17 protein-coding genes and 2 pseudogenes are annotated in these 21,777 nt (G+C 72.8%); 4 read left to right on the forward strand and 15 right to left on the reverse strand.

Annotated elements, in window-relative coordinates:
- Positions 1-25 precede the first annotated feature (25 nt).
- The 13 genes from hypD to AB0D48_RS24990 form a co-directional block, all read right to left on the reverse strand.
- Positions 26-1,162, reverse strand: coding sequence for a hydrogenase formation protein HypD (gene hypD, locus AB0D48_RS24930; RefSeq protein WP_362400961.1), 1,137 nt, complete (start codon positions 1,160-1,162; stop codon positions 26-28).
- Positions 1,159-1,518 carry a HypC/HybG/HupF family hydrogenase formation chaperone gene (locus AB0D48_RS24935; protein WP_362400963.1) on the reverse strand — a complete coding sequence of 120 codons (360 nt, stop codon included), beginning with the start codon at positions 1,516-1,518 and terminating at the stop codon, positions 1,159-1,161. Before AB0D48_RS24935 ends, hypD begins: the two co-directional genes overlap by 4 nt.
- Positions 1,519-1,532: 14 nt before the next feature.
- The gene (gene hypF, locus AB0D48_RS24940; RefSeq protein ID WP_362400966.1) at positions 1,533-3,887 is read right to left on the reverse strand and encodes a carbamoyltransferase HypF; all 2,355 of its coding nucleotides are present in this window, start codon (positions 3,885-3,887) and stop codon (positions 1,533-1,535) included.
- The gene (hypB, locus tag AB0D48_RS24945; RefSeq protein WP_362400969.1) at positions 3,887-4,696 is read right to left on the reverse strand and encodes a hydrogenase nickel incorporation protein HypB; all 810 of its coding nucleotides are present in this window, start codon (positions 4,694-4,696) and stop codon (positions 3,887-3,889) included. Before hypB ends, hypF begins: the two co-directional genes overlap by 1 nt.
- 3 nt (positions 4,697-4,699) lie before the next feature.
- Positions 4,700-5,104 carry a hydrogenase maturation nickel metallochaperone HypA gene (locus AB0D48_RS24950; protein ID WP_362400972.1) on the reverse strand — a complete coding sequence of 135 codons (405 nt, stop codon included), beginning with the start codon at positions 5,102-5,104 and terminating at the stop codon, positions 4,700-4,702.
- A gap of 214 nt (positions 5,105-5,318) precedes the next feature.
- Complete coding sequence (locus AB0D48_RS24955; protein WP_362400975.1) at positions 5,319-5,879, reverse strand: hydrogenase maturation protease; 561 nt, start codon at positions 5,877-5,879, stop codon at positions 5,319-5,321.
- Positions 5,876-7,306 (reverse strand): hypothetical protein, encoded by a 1,431-nt coding sequence (locus tag AB0D48_RS24960; protein WP_362400978.1) that lies wholly within the window; start codon positions 7,304-7,306, stop codon positions 5,876-5,878. The genes AB0D48_RS24955 and AB0D48_RS24960 overlap by 4 nt, the downstream gene beginning before the upstream one ends.
- Positions 7,303-8,001 (reverse strand): DUF6084 family protein, encoded by a 699-nt coding sequence (locus AB0D48_RS24965; RefSeq protein WP_362400981.1) that lies wholly within the window; start codon positions 7,999-8,001, stop codon positions 7,303-7,305. The genes AB0D48_RS24960 and AB0D48_RS24965 overlap by 4 nt, the downstream gene beginning before the upstream one ends.
- Positions 7,998-8,648, reverse strand: a complete 651-nt coding sequence (locus AB0D48_RS24970; RefSeq protein WP_362400984.1) for a DUF5947 family protein — start codon at positions 8,646-8,648, stop codon at positions 7,998-8,000. Before AB0D48_RS24970 ends, AB0D48_RS24965 begins: the two co-directional genes overlap by 4 nt.
- On the reverse strand, positions 8,645-9,172 hold the full coding sequence (locus AB0D48_RS24975) for a hypothetical protein (protein WP_362400987.1): 528 nt from the start codon (positions 9,170-9,172) through the stop codon (positions 8,645-8,647). Before AB0D48_RS24975 ends, AB0D48_RS24970 begins: the two co-directional genes overlap by 4 nt.
- On the reverse strand, positions 9,169-10,953 hold the full coding sequence (locus AB0D48_RS24980) for a nickel-dependent hydrogenase large subunit (protein WP_362400990.1): 1,785 nt from the start codon (positions 10,951-10,953) through the stop codon (positions 9,169-9,171). Before AB0D48_RS24980 ends, AB0D48_RS24975 begins: the two co-directional genes overlap by 4 nt.
- A gap of 66 nt (positions 10,954-11,019) precedes the next feature.
- Complete coding sequence (locus AB0D48_RS24985; protein ID WP_362400993.1) at positions 11,020-12,075, reverse strand: hydrogenase expression protein HypE; 1,056 nt, start codon at positions 12,073-12,075, stop codon at positions 11,020-11,022.
- A gap of 74 nt (positions 12,076-12,149) precedes the next feature.
- Positions 12,150-13,919: an enoyl-CoA hydratase-related protein gene (locus tag AB0D48_RS24990; protein WP_362400996.1), complete on the reverse strand. Its 1,770-nt coding sequence runs from the start codon at positions 13,917-13,919 to the stop codon at positions 12,150-12,152.
- Positions 13,920-14,204: 285 nt separating this feature from the next.
- Here AB0D48_RS24990 and AB0D48_RS24995 point away from each other — a divergent pair.
- From AB0D48_RS24995 to AB0D48_RS25005, 3 genes and pseudogenes are all read left to right on the forward strand, one after another.
- A pseudogene (locus tag AB0D48_RS24995) lies at positions 14,205-14,907 on the forward strand (alpha/beta hydrolase); the annotation flags it as partial.
- 32 nt (positions 14,908-14,939) lie between these two features.
- Positions 14,940-15,551, forward strand: a complete 612-nt coding sequence (locus AB0D48_RS25000; protein WP_362400999.1) for a TetR/AcrR family transcriptional regulator — start codon at positions 14,940-14,942, stop codon at positions 15,549-15,551.
- A pseudogene (locus AB0D48_RS25005) lies at positions 15,548-16,834 on the forward strand (MFS transporter); the annotation flags it as partial. The gene AB0D48_RS25000 and the pseudogene AB0D48_RS25005, both read left to right, overlap by 4 nt.
- Here AB0D48_RS25005 and AB0D48_RS25010 read toward each other — a convergent pair.
- The gene (locus AB0D48_RS25010; RefSeq protein ID WP_362401002.1) at positions 16,820-17,731 is read right to left on the reverse strand and encodes a LysR family transcriptional regulator; all 912 of its coding nucleotides are present in this window, start codon (positions 17,729-17,731) and stop codon (positions 16,820-16,822) included. The pseudogene AB0D48_RS25005 and the gene AB0D48_RS25010 sit on opposite strands and share 15 nt — an antisense overlap.
- Positions 17,732-17,911: 180 nt before the next feature.
- Between AB0D48_RS25010 and AB0D48_RS25015 the strand changes: the two genes are divergently transcribed.
- On the forward strand, positions 17,912-18,448 hold the full coding sequence (locus AB0D48_RS25015; RefSeq protein WP_362401005.1) for a DUF6817 domain-containing protein: 537 nt from the start codon (positions 17,912-17,914) through the stop codon (positions 18,446-18,448).
- Between the two features lie 6 nt (positions 18,449-18,454).
- On the opposite strand, the gene AB0D48_RS25020 is transcribed toward AB0D48_RS25015, so the two are convergent.
- Positions 18,455-21,676 carry a TIM-barrel domain-containing protein gene (locus AB0D48_RS25020; RefSeq protein ID WP_362401008.1) on the reverse strand — a complete coding sequence of 1,074 codons (3,222 nt, stop codon included), beginning with the start codon at positions 21,674-21,676 and terminating at the stop codon, positions 18,455-18,457.
- Positions 21,677-21,777: the final 101 nt, after the last annotated feature.

The following is a 21,777-nucleotide window of genomic DNA, read 5'->3' on the forward strand; positions in this document are numbered from 1 at the left end:
CAGGGCGGTCTCAGGCAGCGCGGTTTCAGGCAACGGGGCTCGCCTCCGGCGATACGGCGGTCTGGGCGGGAGCGAGCTCCAGCCGGCGGTACAGGTAGTACGCGGCGCACGCGCCCTCGCTGGAGACCATCGTGGCGCCGAGCGGGCTGCGCGGGGTGCACACCGTGCCGAAGGCCTCGCACTCGTGCGGCTTGAGCAGCCCCTGGAGCACTTCGCCACTGCGGCACTCGGCCGGCTCCAGGGTGTTGATCCCGGTCACCGAGAAGCGGTGCTCGGCGTCGTACTCCCGGTAGCGGGCCGACAGCCGCCAGCCGCTGTCCGGGATGACGCCGATGCCGCGCCAGGCACGGTCGGTGACCTCGAAGACGTCCTCCAGCATGGCGAGGGCGGCGGGGTTCCCCTCCGGGCGCACGGCGCGCGCGTAGGCGTTGTCGACGGTGTGCTCGCCGCGCTCCAGCTGCCGTACGGCCCGGCGTACGCCTTCGAGGATGTCCAGCGGCTCGAAGCCGGTCACGACGATGGGGACGCGGTGGCGCGCCGCCAGCTCGGGGTACTCCCCCACGCCCATCACGCTGCACACGTGGCCGGCCGCGAGGAAGCCCTGGACCCGGCAGCTCGGCGACCGCATGATCGCCTCGATGGCCGGGGGGACGCGGACGTGCGAGACCAGCAGGCTGAAGTTGCGGATGCCCAGCTTCTTCGCCTGGTACACCGTCATGGCGTTGGGCGGCGCGGTGGTCTCGAAGCCGATGCCGAAGAACACCACCTCGCGCGCCGGATTGTCCTGCGCGATCTTCAGCGCGTCGAGCGGGGAGTAGACGACCCGTACGTCGCCTCCCTCGCTCCGCACCTGGAAGAGGTCCCGGCCCGTCCCCGGGACGCGCAGCATGTCGCCGAAGGAGCAGAAGATCACCTCTGGACGGGAGGCGATCTCCAGGGCCTTGTCGATGACCTCCAGCGGCGTGACGCACACCGGGCAGCCCGGACCGTGAATCAACTCGACCTGATCCGGCAGTAGTTGGTCGATGCCGTGCCGGATGATGGTGTGCGTCTGGCCGCCGCAGACCTCCATCAGGGCCCAGGGCCGGGTCACGGTGGCGTGGATGTCGTCGAGCAGCCTGCGGGCGAGCTCGGGGTCCTGGAACTCGTCGATGTACTTCACTTCCGGATCTCCTCCTGCCGGGCTTCCTCCTGCGGTACCGCTCCTGCCGGACCGTCCGGGTCGTCGGCGAAGGGCCAGGGCGCACCTCCGGCCGCGGCGGCCGCCTCCCACGGGTCGCCGAACTCCTCCTGGAGCAAGCCGAGTTGAGCGAAGAGTTCGAGGGTCTGCTTCGCCGACTCCTCGTCGAGGCGCTGAAGGGCGAATCCCACGTGGACGATGGCGTACTCGCCGACCTGGAGGTCCGGCAGGTACTCCAGACAGACCTCCTTCTGCACGCCGCCGAAGTCGACGGTCGCCATGCGGGTGCCGTCCCTCTCACCGATGTCAAGCACTCTGCCGGGTACCGCCAGGCACATGGGCTTCTCCTTCACTAGGGGTGGTGTTCCGTGGCGTGGACCGCTGCCGCCACCATGAGCTGGCCGAGGGACAGTCCGCCGTCGTTCGGCGGGACGCGGGTGTGCCGCAGGACGGTGAAACCCCGCTCGCGCAGGGTGCGGGCGCACTCCGAGGAGAGCAGGGTGTTGGCGTAGACGCCGCCGCTGAGGGCGACGGTGTCCAGGCCGTGCCGTTCGCGGGCGAGCCCGCAGAGCGTGCCGACGAGCGCGGCCACGGCGGCGTGGAAGCGGCGGGCGATGAGCGCGGCGGGCACGCCGGCCCGTACATCGGCCACGACCGCGGCGAGTACGGGGGCCGGGTCGGCGGTGACCGGGTGTGCGGCGCCGTCCACGGGCTCGCGCAGGCCGAAGGCGTACGCGGGTCCGGCGGGGGCGGCGGAGGCGGTGAGCGCCGCGGACTCCAGCTCGATCGCGGCCTGCGCCTCGTAGCCGGAGCGGTGGCACACCCCCGTCAGGGAGGAGACGGCGTCGAAGAGGCGACCCATGCTGGAGGTGGCGGCGCAATTCAGATCGTGCGCCAACTGGGTTCGCAGGACGCGCAGTTCGTCGGGAGGGCAGGCCGCGACGCAGGGCAGGTCCGGTGTCCAGTCGATGCCGGCGGCGCGCAGATGGGACAGGGCCATCCGGTACGGGCGGTGCACGGCGGCGTCGCCGCCCGGCAGGGGGACGTAGGCGAGGTGGGCGAAGCGCGTGTACCCGGTGTAGTCGGCCAGGAGGAACTCGCCGCCCCAGACCGCGCCGTCGTCACCGTAGCCGGTGCCGTCGAAGGCGACGCCGATCACCTTCCGGCCGCCGTCCAAGCCGTGTTCCGCCATCGCGGAGGCGATGTGCGCGTGGTGGTGCTGCACGCGGACGAGGGGACGGCCGGCGGCGGCGCGCCGGGCCCACTGGCCGGAGCGGTAGCCGGGGTGCCGGTCGGCGGCGAGCAGGGCGGGCGTGACGCCGGTGATGGACTCCAGCTGCCGCTCGGCCCGTTCGAAGGCGTACTGGGTGGCGAGGTCGTCCATGTCGCCGATGTGCGCGGACAGCCACGCCCGGTGTCCTTCACCGAGGCAGAACGTGTTCTTCAGGTCTCCCCCGGCGGCGAGGACCGCCGGGACCGGCAGCGGGAGCGGCACGGGCAGCGGGGCGTGGCCGCGGGAGCGCCGTACGGTCAGCGGCTCGCCGTCGCAGACGCGCACGACCGAGTCGTCGCACGGCACATGGATCGGGCGGTCGTGCGTGAGCCAGGCGTCCGCCAGCCGGGCGAGCCGGTCCAGGGCCTCGTCGTCGTCGGTGACGATGGGCTCCCCGGAGAGGTTCCCGCTGGTCATGACGAGCAGGCGGGGGCCCGGCGGATCGCCGGGCAGGCCGAGCAGCAGATGGTGCACGGGTGTGTACGGGAGCATCGCGCCGAGGTCGGGGCAGCGCGGGGCGACTCCGTCAGCCAGGGCGTCCAGGGCCCCCCGTGCGGCGGCGGTGCGGCGTCGCAGCAGCACGATCGGCCGGACCGCTCCGGTGAGCAGGGCCCGTTCCTCGGGACCGATGTGGACGAGTGGCTCGATGTCGGCGAGTTCCCGGGCCATGAGCGCGAACGGCTTGTCCCCGCGGGCCTTGCGGCGGCGCAGTTCCGCCACGGCGCGGGGGTGGGTGGCGTCGCAGGCGAGGTGGTAGCCGCCGAGTCCCTTCACCGCGAGGATCGCCCCGTCGGCCAGCAGCCGGCGCGCCCCGGCGACCGGGTCGGCGCCGGTCACCTCGCGGGGCGGGTGCCCGGCCAGGAGCCGCAGCCGGGGGCCGCAGGCCGGGCAGGCGACCGGCTGGGCGTGGAAGCGGCGGTCGCCGGGGTCGGCGTACTCGCGGGCGCAGTCGGGGCACATCGGGAAGCCGGCCATCGTGGTGTGGGCGCGGTCGTAGGGCAGCCCGGTGACGATGGTGAAGCGCGGCCCGCAGTGCGTGCAGGTGATGAAGGGGTGGCGGTGGCGGCGGTCGGCCGGGTCGGCGAGTTCGGTGAGGCAGTCGGCGCAGGTGGCCACGTCCGGGGAGACCAGGGTGCGGGCGGGGCCGCCGGTCCGGGAGGCGACGATGGTGAACCCGGCGCCGCCGGCGACGGGCACCTCGCAGTGCTCGACGGCGTCCACCACGGCCAGCGGGGGCGCGTCCGCCGCGAGCCGCTCGCAGAATTCCGAGACCGCCGCCGTCGCACCCTCGACCTCGGCGACGACGCCGTCCGGGGTGTTGGTGACGTGCCCGGCGAGGCCGAGTCCGGTGGCTCGGGTGTACACGTACGGACGGAAGCCGACGCCCTGGACCACGCCCCGCACGGTGATCCGGCGGCGCTGGACGGCTTCCATCAGCGGGTCTGCACCACGCGCTGCGGGGCCGCGTGCTGGTGGGCGTGCCCGTCGCCGTGATCGTGATCGTGCCCATGCTCGTGCCCGTGCGTGTGCCCGTGCCCGTGCGTGTGCCCGTGCTGAGCGCGCGCCATGACCGGCCTGTGTGCCCCGGCTCCCGTGCCGGCCGCCAGCGTCCGGTCGAGCAGCACGCCCACGCCCTCCCCCGCGCGTGCGGACGTCAGCGCCACCTCCACACCGGGGTTGACCCGCTGGACGTTCGCGCGGAAGGCAGCCTCGTCGAACTCGACGGCCTCCGCGATGTCCGTCTTGGTCACCACCACCAGCTGGGCCAGCCCGAAGGCGGTCGGATACTTCAGCGGCTTGTCCTCGCCCTCGGTGACCGAGGCGAGCACCACGCGCAGGGACTCGCCGAGGTCGTAGGAGGCCGGACAGACGAGGTTGCCCACGTTCTCCACGAAGAGGATCCGGGTGTCCTCGGGCAGCCACCCGTCCAGGTGCCGGCCGAGCATCCCCGCTTCCAGGTGGCACAGCCCGTCGGTCAGGACCTGCTTGACCGGTACGCCGGAACGGGCCAGCCGTACCGCGTCGTTCTCGGTGGCGAGGTCGGCGGTCAGCGCGGCCACCGGCACCCCCCGCTCCCGGGCGAGCAACAGTTCGCGTTCCAGCAGGGCGGTCTTCCCGCTGCCCGGGCTGGAGAGCAGGTTGACGACCGCGGTTCCGCGTGCGGTGAGTTCGGCGCGCAGGGTGTGGGCCGCCTCGTCGTTCTTGGCGAGCACCGCCTGCCGTAGATCGACCACTCGGCACATGGGTCAGGCCTCCTCGGAGATCGGTTCGCGGCTGGGGGCGCGGGCGGGGCCGGCCGGGCCGTCCTCCCAGTCCACGCTGACGATCTGCAGTTCACGGCCGCACAGCAGTTCCACGTCCGTGGCCCGCGCGCAGCCGGGGCAGCACAGGTCGGGGGGCATGCCGGTCGGCCATTCGCGTGCGCACCCGCCGCAGCGGGCGCGGGCGGCGACGGTCTCGGTGACGAGTCCGGCGCCTTCGAGTACCGTTCCGGCACAGGCCAGTTCGAAGCAGAAGGCCAGTGCGTCGGGAACCACTCCCGCCAACTCCCCGACCTGGAGCCGGACCGTGGTGACGGCGCTCGCGCCACCGGCCCGGGCCGCCTCTTCCACCTGGCCGACGACGGCCGCGGCGATCGACATCTCGTGCATAGGACTCCGTCCTGCCGGGGCTCATTACACCGGCAGGACGGGGACGGTGCGGTCGGGCACGCCGACGCGGGCCACGCCCCGTACGCCATTCGGGCGCCGGGGCGGGCGCGACCTCACATCCGGACCATGCGCATGTAGCGCCTGATGTCGGGGAGGATCTGCGTCAGTACGACGACCAGGAGGGCGGCGGTCGCCCCGCCGATGACGGCCTTGTTCACGGGGTTCTCCTCAGTTCTCGGGAAGGCATGACAGCTTCGGTTCCGGTGGGGGCCGCGGTCCCGGTGTCGGTTCCGGGCAGGAGCAGTTCGAGGACCATCCGCACGGCCCGCGGCACCGCCGCGGCCACCGGTCCGCTCAGGCCGATGCCCTCCTCGATCGAAGCGGGTTCGCAGCCGATGACGAGCGTCCGCCGGGGCGGGGTGCTTCCGGTGCCGGCGCACAGGGTGTCCAGCAGCGCGAGGACGGCATCGGGAGTCATGTGATGGCCGTCGAGGACGGCGCCGCCCGGCGGGGCCGGGCCCGCGGCCCCGGCGTCGGCCTCGATGAGGTAGAGCGTGCCGGGATCGCCGCCGCGTGCGGTGGCGTCGACCAGGACGAGCGTGTCGTAGCCGTCGAGGAGCTGGTAGGCGAGATGGACCCCGCGTACGCCGAAGTCGGCCACCTCGACGTGGTCCGGCAGCGGATGCACGGACAGGGCGCGCACGGCCTCGACGCCGAAGCCGTCGTCGCCGAGGAAGACGTTGCCGATGCCGGCGACCAGCGTTCTGCCGCTCACGCGTCCTCCAGGGGGGTGAGCTCGTCGGGCTGGAAGTAGAGGAACCTGCCCTGTTCCCGGCGGATGTCCGCCCCCGGGTCGTCCTCGACGGTCACGGCGAGGTGCACTCCCCCGTCGACGTCGTGCAGGACCGCCTCGACCCGTGCGGTCATTCCCTGGAGGAACAGGTCCTGGGCGTCGGTGCGGCGCAGGCCCGGACGGAGCAGGACGCGACTGCCCACGCCCACCGAGGCCCCGTCGATCGCGATCCGGTCGCGTGCCGGGTCGGCGGTGTCGTCCCGGGCCGGGTCCCACCAGGGAGTGTCCGGTCTGAACACCTCGTCCTCGTCCTGGAGTTCCGTGATGAGTTCGAGGACGTCCGGGGGCGCCGAGGCCGGGTCGGTGATCTCCCGCAGGGCCCGGACCGCCCCGTGCAGGCGTTCCAGCACCTCGGGCGGCATGGAGTCGGCCAGGTCGATCACGGCGGCCGCGCGGGCGTCCGTACCGCGCGCCTCGCGCTTCTCCTGGTCGGTGAGGGCTGCCGTGCGCAGGGCGAGGATCTCGTCGATCTCGGTGGCGTCGTACATCGCGCCGGCGCTCTCGGGTGCGATGGCCGGGTGGTCCTCCAGGATGATCGGGGAGGACAGCACCACGTCGGCACGGCCCGGTTCGCCGGCCAGTACGGGCCAGGTGTGCCGGTTGACGCAGGAGGCGACCGCCCCCTTGGCCCACTCGGGCGGGTCGGTCATGGACAGGAAGGACCCGGAGTCGAGGCCGAGCAGCAGGTGGGCGGCGACCAGGGAGCGGGGCAGGGCCGCGTCGCGATCGTCCGAACCGGGTTCCGGTGTCCAGGGGCTGGCGTTCTCCACGACCGCGGTGAGCTTGAACACCCGGTAGGGGCCGGGTACTTCGGCTGCCCGCAGCCGCACGACACCGACGATCTCCTCGGTGCTCCGCACCAGGCGGCCGACGACGCGGCCCCGGTCGTCGAGGACGGGCTCGGTCTCCTCGCGGGCGGGGCGGCGGAAGGGAAGGGTGATGCCCTCGCCCGCCAGCTCGGCCGTGGTCGCGGACAGTTCGACGCGCTCTTCGGTGCCCTCGTCCCAGGGGACGAGAACCCGGTCGTCCAGATGGAGTTCGGCGACCTCCGTGAAGGTGCCGTCGTCCCGGGCCTGCTGGACGGTGCGGCGCCGGGCGTGCAGGAAGCGCAGCTCCACGGCGAGGTTCGCCTCGCCCCTGGGTTCCATCAGGATCTCGGTCTGCAGGTGCGCGTGCTCGTCGTGGGCCGGGCCCCACGCGGGCGGCACCAGGACACCGAACTGCCAGCGCAGCCGGTTCTTGGCGGCCGAGGCCCGGTACGGGTAGAGCACGTACCCCTCGAAGAGGACGGCGTCGGCCACCTGCCGGGCGGTGGCGAAGCGGGAGTCCGCCGCGGCCGTCGTGGTCATGTGGCGGTCCTCTCGGTGACGCGGGGCGGTAGGGAGCCGAACCGGACGGGCGGCGGCGCGGGCCGCGCGGGGGCAGCCGCGTCGAGCAGGGCCCGTACGGTCGACTCCCAGGAGGCGAGGGCGTGCCGCGAGCGGAAGGCGAGCAGCTCGGCCATGGTGTCGCGGGGCAGCCGCAGCCAGCCGCAGCCCGGGAAGTGCTGCTCGACCATGTCGCGCCAGACGGTCACGGGCATCCGGTACGAGGCTTCGCGGTCCCAGGGCACGGGCTCGACGCGGAAGCCGCCGGCGCCGGTGAAGGCGGTGCCCGAGAACAGCATCAGCAGCGGCGCTTCACCGTCCTCCAGGGCGTCGAAGTACCGGGTCGCCGCGACGTCCATGTCGTACGTGCAGGGCACGACGAGGTCGGTCTCGGTCTCCCCGGTGAAGCTGGGCACCATGAGGGCGACCTGCGCGAACTGGACGGGCTGGAGGGTGGTGCCCCACCGGCCGCGCTCGCCGAACAGGTCGGCGAGGCCTTCGGCCTCCTCGGGGCCGTAGCTGCGGCGGGCCGGTTCGATGCGGATCTGGCAGCGCAGCGCGAGGGCGTGCACCCGGGTGTCCCCGGCTGCGGTGATCCGCAGCCGGAAGACGAGGGTGGGACCGGCCGCGTAGGCGTCGGCGCGCACGCCGGTGCAGGTGAAGGTGAAGTCCGTCATCGGACCCCTTCCTCCGCCACGACCCGGGCCCGCCGTTCCACCTGTGCGAAGAAGGTGTCCAGCGCGGCCCGGGCCTCGGCGCCGCCGTCGAAGCCCTGCCACAGCAGTCGCATCCGCCCCACCAGTTCGTAGCAGATGTCGATCGGCACCAGATGGCACGTGGTGCTTCCCGCCGAGCGGCGCAGCAGCAGCGCCTCCACGTCGGGTTCGAGCAGCGCGGACAGCCGGCTCGCGCCCAGTACGGATTCCCAGGTCGCAGGGTCGAGTTCGCTCTCGGTGGCTCCGGCCGGGCTCGGGTAGAGGGCGACCAGGCGGTCGAGGGCGGCGTTGCGGAAGAAGAACGCGACGGCGACCGGGATCTGGAGCCGTTCCCAGGCGCCCTCGTCGAGCCGGTGGCCGGGGTCGGCGAGGTAGCGGTCCGGGACGGCCCGGTACCGGCCGGTGGCCGCGCCCGGCCGGTCGAACAGCAGCGCGCAGGCGGTGCAGGCGCAGACCAGCGTCCGCTCCTCGGTCTCGACCAGGTGGCGGTGGCCGTCTTCGGGCACCGCCACCGCGCACAGTTCGCAGCGCTCCGGCCGGGGCGGACGGGGGCCCGTGAACCGGCGCAGGCCGCGCCGGAGGTCCGGCGCGGCTCCGGGCCCCGTCACGGCACCCGGACCGGGGTGTGCGGCCGGACGCCGATCTGGAGCAGCGGCGGCCCGGGCGGCGCGGCGGGCTCCATCTCCACCCCGGTCACCTCCGGGGCGAAGCAGGCCAGGGTGTCCTCCAGCGTCCGCCGGGCGGCGTCCGGGCCGCTGCCGCCGCAGCCGCATCCGGTGGCGGCGGCCCGGGGACGCAGCCGCAGCACACCGGTGGTCTCGTCGAAGCCGAGCAGTTCCACGGGGTCGTCGGCGGCGTCCAGGGCGCGTGCGATCCGCGTGTCGACGTCCTCGGGGTGCAGGTCGTGCAGCGAGAGCAGGCTCGCCACGAGCTCGTCGTCGAGCACCTCGGCGAGGGGGCCGCCACCGAGCCGCTCGACGATCCGGGCCAGGCCGGCGCCGTAGAAGTCCATGAGCACGCGGACCAGTTCCTCGGCGGCCGCGCGGGCCGCCGGGTCACCGGTGGCGGCCAGCCGGTCGAGCACCTCATCGACCCGCTGGCCGGCGCGGCGGGCGTCGACGGCCGCGCTCATCCGCCCAGTCCGCTCAGGCCGGTGGGCACGTGCATCGACTTCACCGTCTTGCCGCCGCCCACGTACATGTGGACGCCGCACGGCAGACAGGGGTCGAAGCTGCGCACGGCGCGCATGATGTCGATCCCCTTGAAGTTCTCCGGGGTGTTCTCCTCGAAGATCGGGGTGTTCTGGACGGCGTCCTCGTACGGTCCGGGCGTGCCGAAGGTGTCGCGGGTGCTGGCGTTCCACGGGGTCGGCGGGTACGGGTGGTAGTTGGCGATCTTGCCGTCGCGGATCACCATGTGGTGCGAGAGCACGCCCCGTACGGCCTCGGTGAAGCCGACGCCGATGGACTCGTCGGGCACCTCGAACTTCTCCCAGGTCTGGGTGCGTCCGGCGCGGACCTCGGCCAGCCCCTTCTCGGCGCAGTGCAGGGCGATGGCGGCGGCGTAGGCCTGGAAGTAGGTGCGGGCGCGGTTGCGTTCGAGCGCGTTGCTCCACTTCGGGATCTTCCACTCGAAGCGCGTCTCGGGCTTGGTCATCGTCTTCGGCAGGTTGATGACGACGCTGTGCCCGGTGGCCTGGACGTAGCCGACGTCGACGAGCCCGGACAGCGCGGTGGACCACAGGCGCGCGATGGGGCCGCCGCCGGTGTCGAGCGCGAGGTGGTCCTTGCCGTCGAACCAGCGGGGCGACATCACCCAGCTGTACTTGTCGTCGAAGTTCCGCTTCTGCGGAGCGGGGATGGTGTGCTGGTTCCACGGGTGGCGGGGGTCGACCGGGTTGCCGAGCGGGTCGTGCGTGACGAACTGCTCCTGGCCCGCCCAGTCGTCGTAGTACGAGCTGCCGAGCAGGATGCGGATGCCGAGGTTGATCTCGGTGAGGTCGTTGGTGACCAGCTTGCCGTCGACGATGACGCCCGGGGTGACGAACATCTTCCGTCCCCAGTCGGTCATGTTGGCGTACGTGAAGTCGCAGTACTCGGGGTCGTTGAGCGCCCCCCAGCAGCCGAGCAGCACGCGCCGCCGGCCGACTTCCTCGTACCCGGGCAGGGCCTCGTAGAAGAAGTCGAAGAGGTCGTCGTGGAGCGGGACGACGCGCTTCATGAACTCCACGTACCGCATGAGGCGGCTCATGTAGTCGGTGAAGAGCTGCACGGAGGCGATGGTGCCGACGCCGCCCGGGTAGAGGGTGGAGGGGTGCACGTGGCGGCCCTCCATCAGGCAGAACATCTCCCGGGTGTAGCGGCTGACCTGGAGGGCCTCGCGGTAGAACTCGCCCTCGATGGGGTTGAGGGAGCGCATGATGTCGGCGATGGTCTTGTAGCCGTGGTCGCCGGCGTGCGGGGCCTCGGTGCGCTCGGCCAGCTCCAGGACCCCGGGGTTGGTCTCGCGGACCATCTTCTCGCAGTAGTCGACCCCGACCAGGTTCTCCTGGAAGATGTTGTGGTCGAACATGTACTCCGCCGACTCGCCGAGGTTGATGATCCACTCGGCGAGCTGGGGCGGCTTCACCCCGTAGGCCATGTTCTGCGTGTACACGGAACAGGTGGCGTGGTTGTCGCCGCAGATCCCGCAGATGCGGCTGGTGATGAAGTGCGCGTCGCGGGGGTCCTTGCCGCGCATGAAGACGCTGTAGCCGCGGAACACGGATGACGTGCTGTAGCACTCCGCGACCCGCTTCTGCTTGAAGTCGATCTTCGTGTGGATGCCGAGGCTGCCCACGATCCGGGTGATCGGATCCCAGGCCATCTCCACCAGGCCGCTGCCGTCACCGGCCGCCTTCGTCTTCGGTGCCATCGTGTCTGCCGTGACCCTTCTTCGTGTGCGGAGTTCATCAGCGGGGGGTGAGGACCTGAGGGGCGGTCACCAGGGCGGGCGGTAGCCCGTCGTCAGCTTCTCGCCGGAGCGGCGCCACTTCGGCTCCTGGTCCACGGTGTGCGCGGTGATCGAGCGGAGCCTGCGGACGACGGCCCCGTACGCGCCGCTCGCCTTGCTCGACACCTTGGCGCCGGGAGGTTCGTCCATGAACGGCATGAACTTGTCGGGGAAGCCCGGCATGGTGCAGGCGATGCAGATGCCGCCGACGTTGGGACAGCCGCCGATGCCGTTCATCCAGCCGCGCTTGGGGACGTTGCACTTGACTACGGGACCCCAGCAGCCGAGTTTGACCAGGCACTTGGGCGAGTCGTAGGTCTGGGCGAACTGGCCCTGCTCGTAGTAGCCGGCGCGGTCGCAGCCCTCGTGGACGGTGGCGCCGAACAGCCAGGTCGGGCGCAGCTTGTCGTCGAGCGGGATCATCGGGGCCGAGCCCGCGGCCTGATAGAGCAGATAGGTCAGGGTCTCGGAGAAGTTGTCCGGCTGGATCGGGCAGCCCGGCACGCAAACGATCGGGATACCGGCCTTGGAGGTCCAGTTCCAGCCCAGGTAGTCGGGCACGCCCATGGCGCCGGTGGGATTGCCCTCCATGGCGTGGATGCCGCCGTACGTGGCGCAGGTGCCGATGGCGACGACGGCGAGGGCCTTGGGGGCGAGCCGGTCGATCCACTCGCTGGTGGTGATGGGCTGGCCGGTCTCCGGATCGTCGCCGAAGCCGCACCAGTAGCCCTCGGCCTTGATCTTCTCATTGGGGATCGAGCCCTCGACGACCAGTACGAACGGGTCGATCTCGCCGCGCTCGCCCTTGAAGAACCACTCGATGAAGGTGTCCGAGCCGCCGACCGGGCCGCATTCGAAGTCGATCAGGGGCCAGTGCACCGCGATCTTGGGCAGTCCGGGCAGGGTGCCCGTCACGATCTCTTCGATGCTGGGCTGCATGGCCGCCGTCAGGGAGACGGAGTCGCCGTCGCAACTCAGTCCCGCGTTGATCCAGAGGATGTGGATCGGAGGGTCTTCCACCGGGGCCGACGTCGCTGGATCCATGGGGATGCCTCCTTGGGGAGGGGCTCGGGGACGGTCTACGGGGAGAGGCGGCGTTTTCGGCCTCGCCTTTCTTGCTAACAGCCTTCGGCGCCGCATGCCGTGTCTTGTGCGGCCAGTCCAGTGACCGGGGGCCGGCGGGAGGGCAGCGGGGCGGTGTGCCGGCCCGCCGCGGGACGGACCAGGTGGGGCGGTGTCGCGGTCGCCGGCTCCTTGCGTACGAAGGCGCGGCGCAGGGCGTGGTAGGGGGCGTCCGGGTCGAAGAAGGTCTGCCGCATCAGCGCGAGCTCGGCCTCCCGGTAGGCGGCCAGGGGTTTCTCGGCCTCGTCGCGGTCACGACGTGCCTTCTTCCCGGCGATGCGGGAGGCCGTCGCGGGCAGGGCGGCCAGGTGGGCCGCGAGCCGCGCCGTCTCCGCGGCGAAGGCCTGGGGCGCGCAGGGGACCGTACGGTCGACCAGCCCGAGCCGGTGTGCGGCCTCGGCGCTCAGCGGCAGGGCCTCGGTGGTGAGGCGCTCCGCGACGCCGGTGCCGACGCGGCGCGGCAGGGTGTACGTCCAGAACTCGGAACCGTGCAGCCCCATCAGGCGGTAGTGCGGGTTGAGCAGCACGCCGGAGCGGCACCAGACCTCGTCGGCGGCGAGGGCCAGCACGGCCCCTCCGGCGGCGGCGTTGCCGCCGAGGGCGGAGACGACGAGCCGGTCGGTGGTGGTGAGCACGGCCTCGACCAGGTCGTCCATGGCGTTGATGTTGGCCCAGGACTCCCCGGCCGGGTCGGCGGCCGCCTCGATGACGCCCAGGTGGATGCCGTTGGAGAAGAAGTCCCGGCCGCCGCCGAGGACGAGGACGGTGGTGGGTCGGGTGCAGGCCATCCGGTAGGCGTTCAGCAGGCGCCGGCAGTGGGCGGTGCTCATGGCGCCGCCGGGGAAGGAGAAGGACAGGAACCCGGTCTGGCCCTCCTCCCGGTAGCCCATGTCGGACCAGGTGCGCCGGCGCGGGTCGGCGTGGAGCGGCGCGGGATGTTCCCGCAGCGCCGGCAGCCGGTCGGCGAGCGCCACCGTGGCGGGCAGTTTGGGGGCGGCGGGTCCTCCCGGGGTGCGCCGGGCCCGGAGTTCCGGGATCCAGACGGCGCCGTCGGCGGTGGCCCGGCAGATCGCGCCCGCCCGGGTTGCCAGCAGTTCCCCGGGGCGGCCGCGCAGGCGGTCCTCGGGGTGGCCGCCGTGCAGGAACCACTCGCCGTCGAGCAGTTCGTCCCGGACGCCGGGCTGTGAGTCTGCGGCGCGCAGGACGCGCAGGACGCGCTCGGTGGGGTCCGCCTCCCAGTCGATCCGGCGGTGCTCCTGGCGCAGGGCGGGGCGCGGGTGTCCGGTGGCCTGCGGCCGCGGGGTGTACGTGCCTGAGGCGAAGCGGTCGACGGCGAGGTGCACGGCCTCCAGTGCCGCGTCGGCGATCTCACCGCGGTAGAGGTCGCTCTTGCCCACCGGCGGTACGGGGCATTCGACGTGGGCCCACACGGGGCCGGCGTCCATCTCGGCCTCGGCCTGCAGGACGGTGACGCCCCATCGGGTCGCCTGCTCGTGGATGGCCCAGTCGAGCGAGGAGGGGCCGCGGTCGCCGACCGGTCCGGGGTGGACGATCAGGCAGGTGTGTGCGGCCCAGACCTCCTCGGGGATGGCGGTCCGCAGCATCGGTGCGAGGACGAGGTCGGGCCGGTGGCGGCGGACGGCGTCGGCGAGCGGGACGTGGGGCAGGGCGAGTTCGACCGCCACGCTGTGGCCGTGGTCCCGCAATTCGGCGTGGACCCGCTGGGTGAGGCTGTTGAACGCGCTCGCGACGAGCAGGACGTGCACGTGATCTCCCAGCGGCGGCCCGGAGCCGGGGCGACTGGGCGCCCCGGCTGATCGTGACCGGGCAGGGACTCGAAATCGACATGACCGGCCGCCTGAGATGCTCGGATATCCGGCCGGGCCGCACCCTTCGCCGGGCGGTGGTGTCACTCGAAAGCGGACCCGGGCGGGGTCCACTCGGCCGCAGTGCGGCGCGCCGGGGGGGTCAGGCCGCCGGAAGGAGCCGGCCCAGGTGGTGGCGCAGGACCGCGGCGGCGGACTCCTGGGTCCGCTGGCCGGTGGTGCTCGCACGGCTCCGGCTCCAACTCCTCCATGGAGTACCCGAACCTCGCCGCCCTGCGCGCCGAGCGGCCGGTGTTCGCGGTCGACACCCTCGGCGACCCGGGGCGCAGCGTCCAGCACACACCGATCCACCAGCCCGAGCGGTCCGCGCAGTGGCTGAACGAGGTGCTCGCCGGCCTCGGTCTCGACCGGGTCCACCGCATCGGTTCCTCATACGGCGGCTGGCTCTCGCTGAACCAGGCCCATCTCGGGCCCGAGCGGCTGGCGTCGGTGACCCTGCTCGACCCCGGCGGCCTGGAGAAGACCGGCGCCCGTTTCTTCGCCTGGATCTTCCTCAGCCTGCTGGCGACCATCGCCCCGAAGCCCGTGCGCGGCGGCGGGTGGCGGTCTGGCTGGACCAGCCCGTCCTGATCGTTCCGGAGCTGCGCGCCATGATCATGCTGAGCGTGCACGCCTACCGCATCCGCCGGCCCTCGCCGCTGCCGCTCACCGAGGCCGAACTGCGCACCATCCGCACCCCGTTGTACGTACTGCTCGGCGAGCACAGCCTGCTGGTGCACCCCGAGCGCCAGCGGGAGCGGGTACCGCGACTGGTCCCCGGCGCCGTCGTCGAGATCATCGGCAACACCGGGCACGGGCGCAGCTCGACCACGCCGGGGAGGTCAACGCCCGGACGCTGCGCTTCCTGGACTCGGTCGACGGAGAGTAGACAGTGTCTACCCCTTCTGGTAGACACTGTCTATGAACCAGGAGAGGCCGGACGGTCAGGAGCGCCCGCTCCGCGAGCGGTTGATCGACGTGGGCGTGGAGCTCGTGCTGACCGACGGGGGCGCCGCGCTGGGGCTGCGCGAGATCGCCCGCCGGGCGGGGGTCTCCCACGGGGCGCCGCGCCGGTACTTCCCCACCCACCAGGCGCTGCTGTCGGCCATCGCCCGGCGCGGGTTCGCCGACCTCGGCGGGCGGTTCGCGGCCGCGAGCGCGGGGGCCGCCTCGCCGCGGGAGCGGGTACGGGCACTGGGAGGCGCGTACGTCGGCTACGCGCTGGAACACCGCGGCATGTTCGAGCTGATGTTCCGGCACGACCTGCTGGACAGCACCGGCCAGGAGCCGGCGGGCGGACCGCGGCTGCGGGAGTCGACACTGCCGCTGTTCGAGCTCCTCGTCAGCCTGGTATCCCACTGCGGAGCGGACGACCCGGAGGTCACCGCCGCGGCACTGTGGGCCAACCTGCACGGCGTGGCGCAGCTGTGGGGGTTCGGCAGTCTGCCCCTCGTCCTGCCCGCCGGGACGGTGGACCGGCTCGTCGACGCCGCCGTCGACGCCCACCTCGGTCGGGACCGGGAGTCCTCGTGAGGCCGCGTCTCGCGCTGGCCGTCAGCGTCTCGGGGGCCGCGATCGTCGCTCTGGACGGCACCGTGCTGACGGTGGCACAGCCGAGCCTGCGGCGCGGTCTCGGGGCGAGCGTGGCCGAGGTCCAGTGGACCAGCACGGCCTATCTGCTGGCCGTGGCCGCTCTGCTGGTCGTCGCGGGGCGGCTCGGCGACCGGTACGGACACCAGCGGCTGCTGTTCACCGGCGTCCTCGGCTTCGCCGCGGCCTCGGCGGGCATCGCCTTCGCGCCCGGCGTGGGCTGGGTGATCGCACTGCGCGCCGTACAGGGGGTGTTCGGGGCACTGCTCCAGCCCGCGACGCTGGCGCTGCTGCGGCTCGCGTATCCGCCGGACCGGCTGGCCACGCCGATCGCGGTGCGGACCGGCGTGATCGGGCTCGCCGCGGCGGCCGGGCCGCTGCTCGGGGGCGGGCTGGTCGCGCAGTGGGGGTGGCGGGCGGTGTTCGCGGTCAATGTGCCGCTCGCCCTGGTCATCGCCGTACTGACGCTCGCCGTACGGGCGCCCGCGCCGCCGCGCGGAGAGCCCGGGCGGCTCGAACTCGCCGGCGCGGCCCTGCTGGCGGCGGCACTCGCCGTCTTCGTGCACGCGCTGGTCGGCGTACCGGCACACGGTTGGAGCGGTACGCCGACGCTGCTCGGGTTCGGCGCCGCCGTCGCGCTCGGGACCTTGTTCCTGCGCCGCGAACGGCGCGCCGCGCTGCCGCTCGTGCCGCCCGCCGTGGCCCGGTCGCGACCGGTGGCGGCCTCGATGGCGTTGCTGCTGGCCGTCTCCGCCGGGCTGTTCGGCGCGCTGTTCACGGCGACCTTCCGGCTCCAGGACGTACAGGGGCTGGACCCGCTCGCCACCGGACTGCGGGTGCTCCCGCTGACCGCGCTGATGGTCGCGGGAGCGCCGGTGGCGGGCCTCGCGGCGCGCCGGTACGGGGCACGGCCGACCGCACTGACCGGTACCGCGCTGGTCGTCCTCGGCATCGTCGGGCTGGGCGCCGCCCCCGCCTCGGCGCTCGGGTTCGGGCTGCTCGGCGCCGGGTTCACCACCGTGATGGTCACCGCCACCGGGACCGTGGTCGGCGAGGCTCCCGCCGGGTACGCCGGCGTGGTGGGCGGGCTCAAGCAGACGGCCGTGAACATCGGCCCCGCCCTGGGGATCGCGGTCGCCGCGGGCGCCGGGGTCACGGGCTCCTCGTCGGCGGCCCTGGCAGTCCTGGCCGCCGCGGGGCTGCTGGCGGCGTCACTGCTGCCCGGCGGCGGCGCGGGCCGTGCAGTTGCGGGCGACCTCGTCGGCGAAGACGCGGGCCAGCGGGGCGAGGGCGGCCCAGCGGCGGACCGCCCAGCCGACCTTGAGGGGCGGCAGGCCGGGGACGGGGACCAGGCGCAGCGGCCCGTCGGTGCCGGGGACCCGCCAGCCGGGCAACGCGGGTACGACGGCGTGGCCCAGGCCTAGTTCGGCGAGCAGCAGGGCGGTGTCCCAGTCGGCGACGCTGGTGTCCGAGCGCACCCGGATGCCCGATTCCGCGAAGGCGGCGTCCAGGTGCGCGCGGGAGGCGGCGTTCTCCGGCAGCCGGATGTGGCGGATGCCGGCGAGGTCGACGGGGTCGATCCGGGCGCGGGCGGCGAGGGGGTCGTCGGCGCCGACCGCGAGCACCCAGGGCAGTTTCATGACGGGGCGCTGCTCGATGCCCCGGACCGGGGCGCCGATGGTGATCCAGGCGAGGTCGAGGTCGTCGGCGGCGAGGGCGTCGAAGCAACTGCGGCTGGAGTTCTCCGTCTGGAATTCCAGGCTCACTTCGGGGTGCCGGCGGCGGAAGGTGACGACGGCCTCGGACATGAAGTGCCGAACGGTGGTCGCGCCGGTGGTGACGCGCACCGAGCCGCCTCCTCCCCGCACGAGGTCGTCCAGGCGGCGCAGGGCGCCGTCGAGGCCTGCGATGCCGTCGGCGGCGGCCGCCTGGAGGATGCGGCCGGCCTCGGTGGGCACCACTCCACGGGCGTGGCGCTCCAGGAGGCTCGCGCCGGTCTGCTTCTCCAGGCGGCGGACGTGCTGGCTGACGGCCGACTGGGTACAGCCGAGGTCGCGGGCGACGGCGCTGAGGCTCCCGGCGCGACAGACGGCCACGAATACGCGGAGATCGTCGAGGGTCATGAGGCCCAAGGTATCGCTTGGGTGTGGGGAGCAAATCGGAGGATTGACTTGGGTCTTGGACTGGATCAAGATCAGTGCAGGGCCCGGGCGGCAACCCGTCCCCGCCTTCGCCGTCGTGGTCCGGACCACGGGCTCGGGCGGGTACGGGTGCCGACCCACCACCTCCGAAGGGACACGACCGTGCCGGACGAAGACGAAGCCGTCGCATGGCTGCGGGAGCTCGGCGCCGAGCGCATCGCGAATCCCGGCGGAACCCTCTTCACCCACCTCGTGCGCGTACGGGAGCTGCTCGCCGACTGGGGGGCGCGGCCCGCGCTCCGACAGGCCGGCCTGTGCCACGCGTTCTACGGAACGGACGGCTTCGCGACCGCACTGCTTCCGGTCACGCGGCGGGCCGAGCTGGCCGCGGCCATCGGGACCGAGGCCGAGGCGATCGTGTACTTCTACGCCTCTTTCGACCGGACCGCTTCCTATCCGCTGTTCGGCGACGGGGAGGCGGCGGTACGGGACCGGTTCACCGGCCTCGTGCACTGTCCCGCCCCGTCGTTGCGCCGGGACTTCGCCGAGCTGACGGCTGCCAACGAGCTCGACCTCGCCCGGAACGACCGCGCTTTCCGGGAGGAGTACGGCGCCGAGCTGCTCTCCCTCTTCGGCCGGCTCCGGGGTCTGCTGAGCGAGCCGGCCTGGCGGGAGTGCCGTGCCGGACTCGGCGGGTGAGCGGGATCAGGGGGTGAAGGTCCAGCGCTGAGCCGGGGTGTTGTCGCAGGCGCTGCGGGTGAGAACGGTGCCGTTGGCGGTGGCGGAACCGGCCGGGGTGAGGCATTGGCCGGCGTTGCGCAGGGTGCTCTGGGGGCCTGCCTGCCAGGTCTGGCCGGGGCTTCCGTTACAGGTCTGGATGCTCACCCGTGAGGCGTTCGCGGCGTCCAGGCAGACGCCGCCGAGGCCGGTGAGGCGACCGTCGGGCTGGAGGGTCCAGCGTTGGTTCGGGCCGCCGTGGCAGGTGTAGAGGGTGGGTTCGGTGCCCGGTGTGGTGGCGCTGTGCGGCAGGTCCGCGCAGCTCGCGGAGGCCGCGTTGACCAGGGTGGCGTCGGCCGGGAAAGGGGCCGGGCGGCCGGTGAGGGTGATCTCGGCGGCGCTGGTCCAGGGGCCGCGGGCACCGGCCTCGGTCAATGCTCTCAGACGCAGGTAGCGGCCGCTCTTCACGGACAGGGCGGTGGACTTGGCGGCGGCCGTGTCGGCGAAGGTACCGGTCGCCACGGGTGGGCCCCAGTCGGCGGTGGTGTCGGAGACGTAGACCTCATACCCGCCGATGCGGCCGTTGACCCCTCCGTCCTGGCGGGGCAGGTAGCCGAGGCCGTCCACCGCGTAGCGGGCGCCGAGGTCGATCTGGATCTCGTGCGGGAGCGGGGCGGCCTTCGGCGACGACCAGGCGGTGTGCCACATGGTGGCCGGGTTCCCGTCGAAGGCGTTGGCGGCGGCCCCGTTCTCGGCGCTGGTCTCCTGGCTGTCGGCCGAGACCAGGGACCAGCCCGACTGGGCGATGGGGGCGGAGGCGGGCAGGGCGCCGGCCGGCGGGATGCTCGTGCCGGTGGCCGAGACGCTGAACGCGCCCGTCTTCGTACCCGTCTTGACCCACAGGACGCCGGAGCGGTCGGAGGCGTCGAAGAACCAGCCGGACGCGGCCGCGTCATAGGCGGACTTCGAGGTCAGACGCGTCAGGGCGGCGCCGTCCGCGGTGAGGGCGGTGGGCGCGGAGGTCACGTGGAAGGTGAACTCGTAGCCGCGGGAGGCCGGTTTTCCGGCGTAGCTGCCGGTGGAGGCCCCGACGGAGACGGTGACGGTGCCGGAGCCCGCCGTCGGTGCGGTGACGTCCACCTGTTGGCGGGCGTATGCCCCGGACTGGTAGGCGCGGGTGCGGCCGTCGTCCTCGTAGAGGCTGAAGGAGGAGTTGCCGCGCGGGTGGATGTCGTAGGTGAGGGTGGAGACGGGCTTCTCCCCCGTGTGGTTCATCTGCGGCCACATCGGCACGATCGCGCCGCCCTTGACGAAGAGGGGCAGCGTGTCGAGCGGAGCGTGGTAGCCGTTCAGCCAGCCCGGGCCCGCGTACGTGCGGCCCGTCCAGTAGTCCGTCCAGCTGCCTGCGGGGAGGTAGATGCCGTCCCGGACGGTGGTGTCGGAGACGACGGGCGCGACCAGGAGGGAGTCTCCGGCCAAGAACTGGCCGCTGGTGAGGTTCCCGCGGGCCACCGGGTCGTCGGGGTATTCGAGGACCATCGCACGCGTGCTGGGCACGCCGGTCTCGTTCGCTGCCTTGCTCATCGTGTAGAGGTACGGCATCAGCCGCATCTTGAGCTGGAGGTACTTGCGGTTGATGGAGAGGTACGGCTCGGCGAAGCGCCAGGGCTGCTTGTCGTGGTAGCCGGCGGACGGGTTGACCGCGCCCCAGCCGGACATCGTCATGAAGGCGGGGGTGAACGCCTTCCACTGGAGGTCGCGGGTGTACGTCTTGGGGCTGCCGCCGAAGATGCCGTCGACGTCGCCGGCGGCGTAGTTGATGCCCGACAGGCCCGCGCCGGTGATGGCGGGGACGTGCCAGCGCATGTCGTCCCAGGTTCCGTAGGTGTCGCCGGTCCACACGACGGCGTTGCGCTGGGTGCCGGCCCAGCCGTCGACGGTCCAGACGTAGCGCCGGGCGTCGGAGTTCTTCTCGATGCCGTCGACGGCCTGCTGCACGCCGTTGAAGGCGTACTTGTAGCCGCTGCCGATCCAGGCCACGTCCGTCTTCACGCCCCGGCTGCCGGCCGTGCCCACCTCGTCGGCGATGGAGCCGAGGCCGGTCGAGGTCCACAGACCGGTCTGGAAGCCCTTGGCCTTCAACGCGTCCACCGTCGACTTCAGCGGCGCGGTGTAGCCGCAGCCGTAGCCGTCGTTGGGCAGGAACCAGCCCGAGGGCATGTCGGCGGCGCGGGCGTCGGTCGCGTACCCGACGACGTCGGGGGTGGTCTGGTGGCGCGCGCGGTCGTGATCTCCCTGGTAGTCGGGGTTGGAGGCGTTGAAGCAGTCGGCGTTGCCCAGCTCGAAGCCCCACATCGGCGCCATGAACGGTTTGCCGCTGACGTCGGTGTACGCGTCGAGCACCGATTTGAGGGAGTCGCCGGTGAAGTACCAGGCGTCGAAGCGCTTCTCGTCGTGGGTGAGGGCGGTGGGGGCGGTGAAGGCGTAGGAGCCCGGGGCCCAGGTGTTGCGCATGACGCCGTAACCGTTGGTGGACATGTAGAACGGGGCGGGGCTGGCGTTGTTGTTCTCGCGCCACTTGTTGTCGACCGCCACGGGGACGGTCTTGCCGCGCAGTGCCCATTCGCCCAGGCGCAGGCCGGTGCCGTAGAACTGCTCCTCCGCGCCCCGGGCCAGGTACTGGGTGGTCTGGCTGCCGGTCCAGCTGGTCGGCTGGGACTCCTGCCAGACGGGGGTGGTGTTGTCGGCCCGGTAGACGGAGAACTGGAGGGGGGACTTGTTGACCCGGATGGACAGGGCTCCGGTGGTGATCCGGTAGTACGGGCCCGCGTCGGTCCAGTTCGTCGTGACGGGGCCGAAGTCGGTGGTGGGGGCGAGATCGGTGCCGGCGGGGTCGTTGGTGAAGGCACCGTCGGGCGAGAGCCAGAGGCGGAAGATGTCGGCGCGGGCGACGACCACGCGGGCCTTGGCTCCGCCGGAGGCCGTGATGGTGAAGGTGTTCCCCGCCTGGCTGAAGCCGGTGACATTGCCTGCCGTGGCCGTGGCCCCGGCGGGGGACGCGGCGGCGGGCGAGGCGGCCGGTCCGGCGGCGGCCAGCCCCGCGACGGCGAGGGCGGCGGCGAACAGGGCGGCCGGGGTGCGCCGCCGCCGGGGTGTGCGGGCCGGCCGGCCCTGGCGGCCTGGGGTCCTGCGGATGCCGGGCAGTCTCATGGGGCAGCTCCTCGTGCGGTCCGGATCACGGACACACCTCTTTGGCATGCACCTGGCAAGATAGCGCTCCGCCGGAACTTCCTGAAGGAAGATGCTCGAAG

Origin of the sequence: Streptomyces sp. NPDC048269 (genome assembly GCF_040652395.1) — a bacterium.
In the GTDB taxonomy this organism is placed as follows: domain Bacteria; phylum Actinomycetota; class Actinomycetes; order Streptomycetales; family Streptomycetaceae; genus Streptomyces.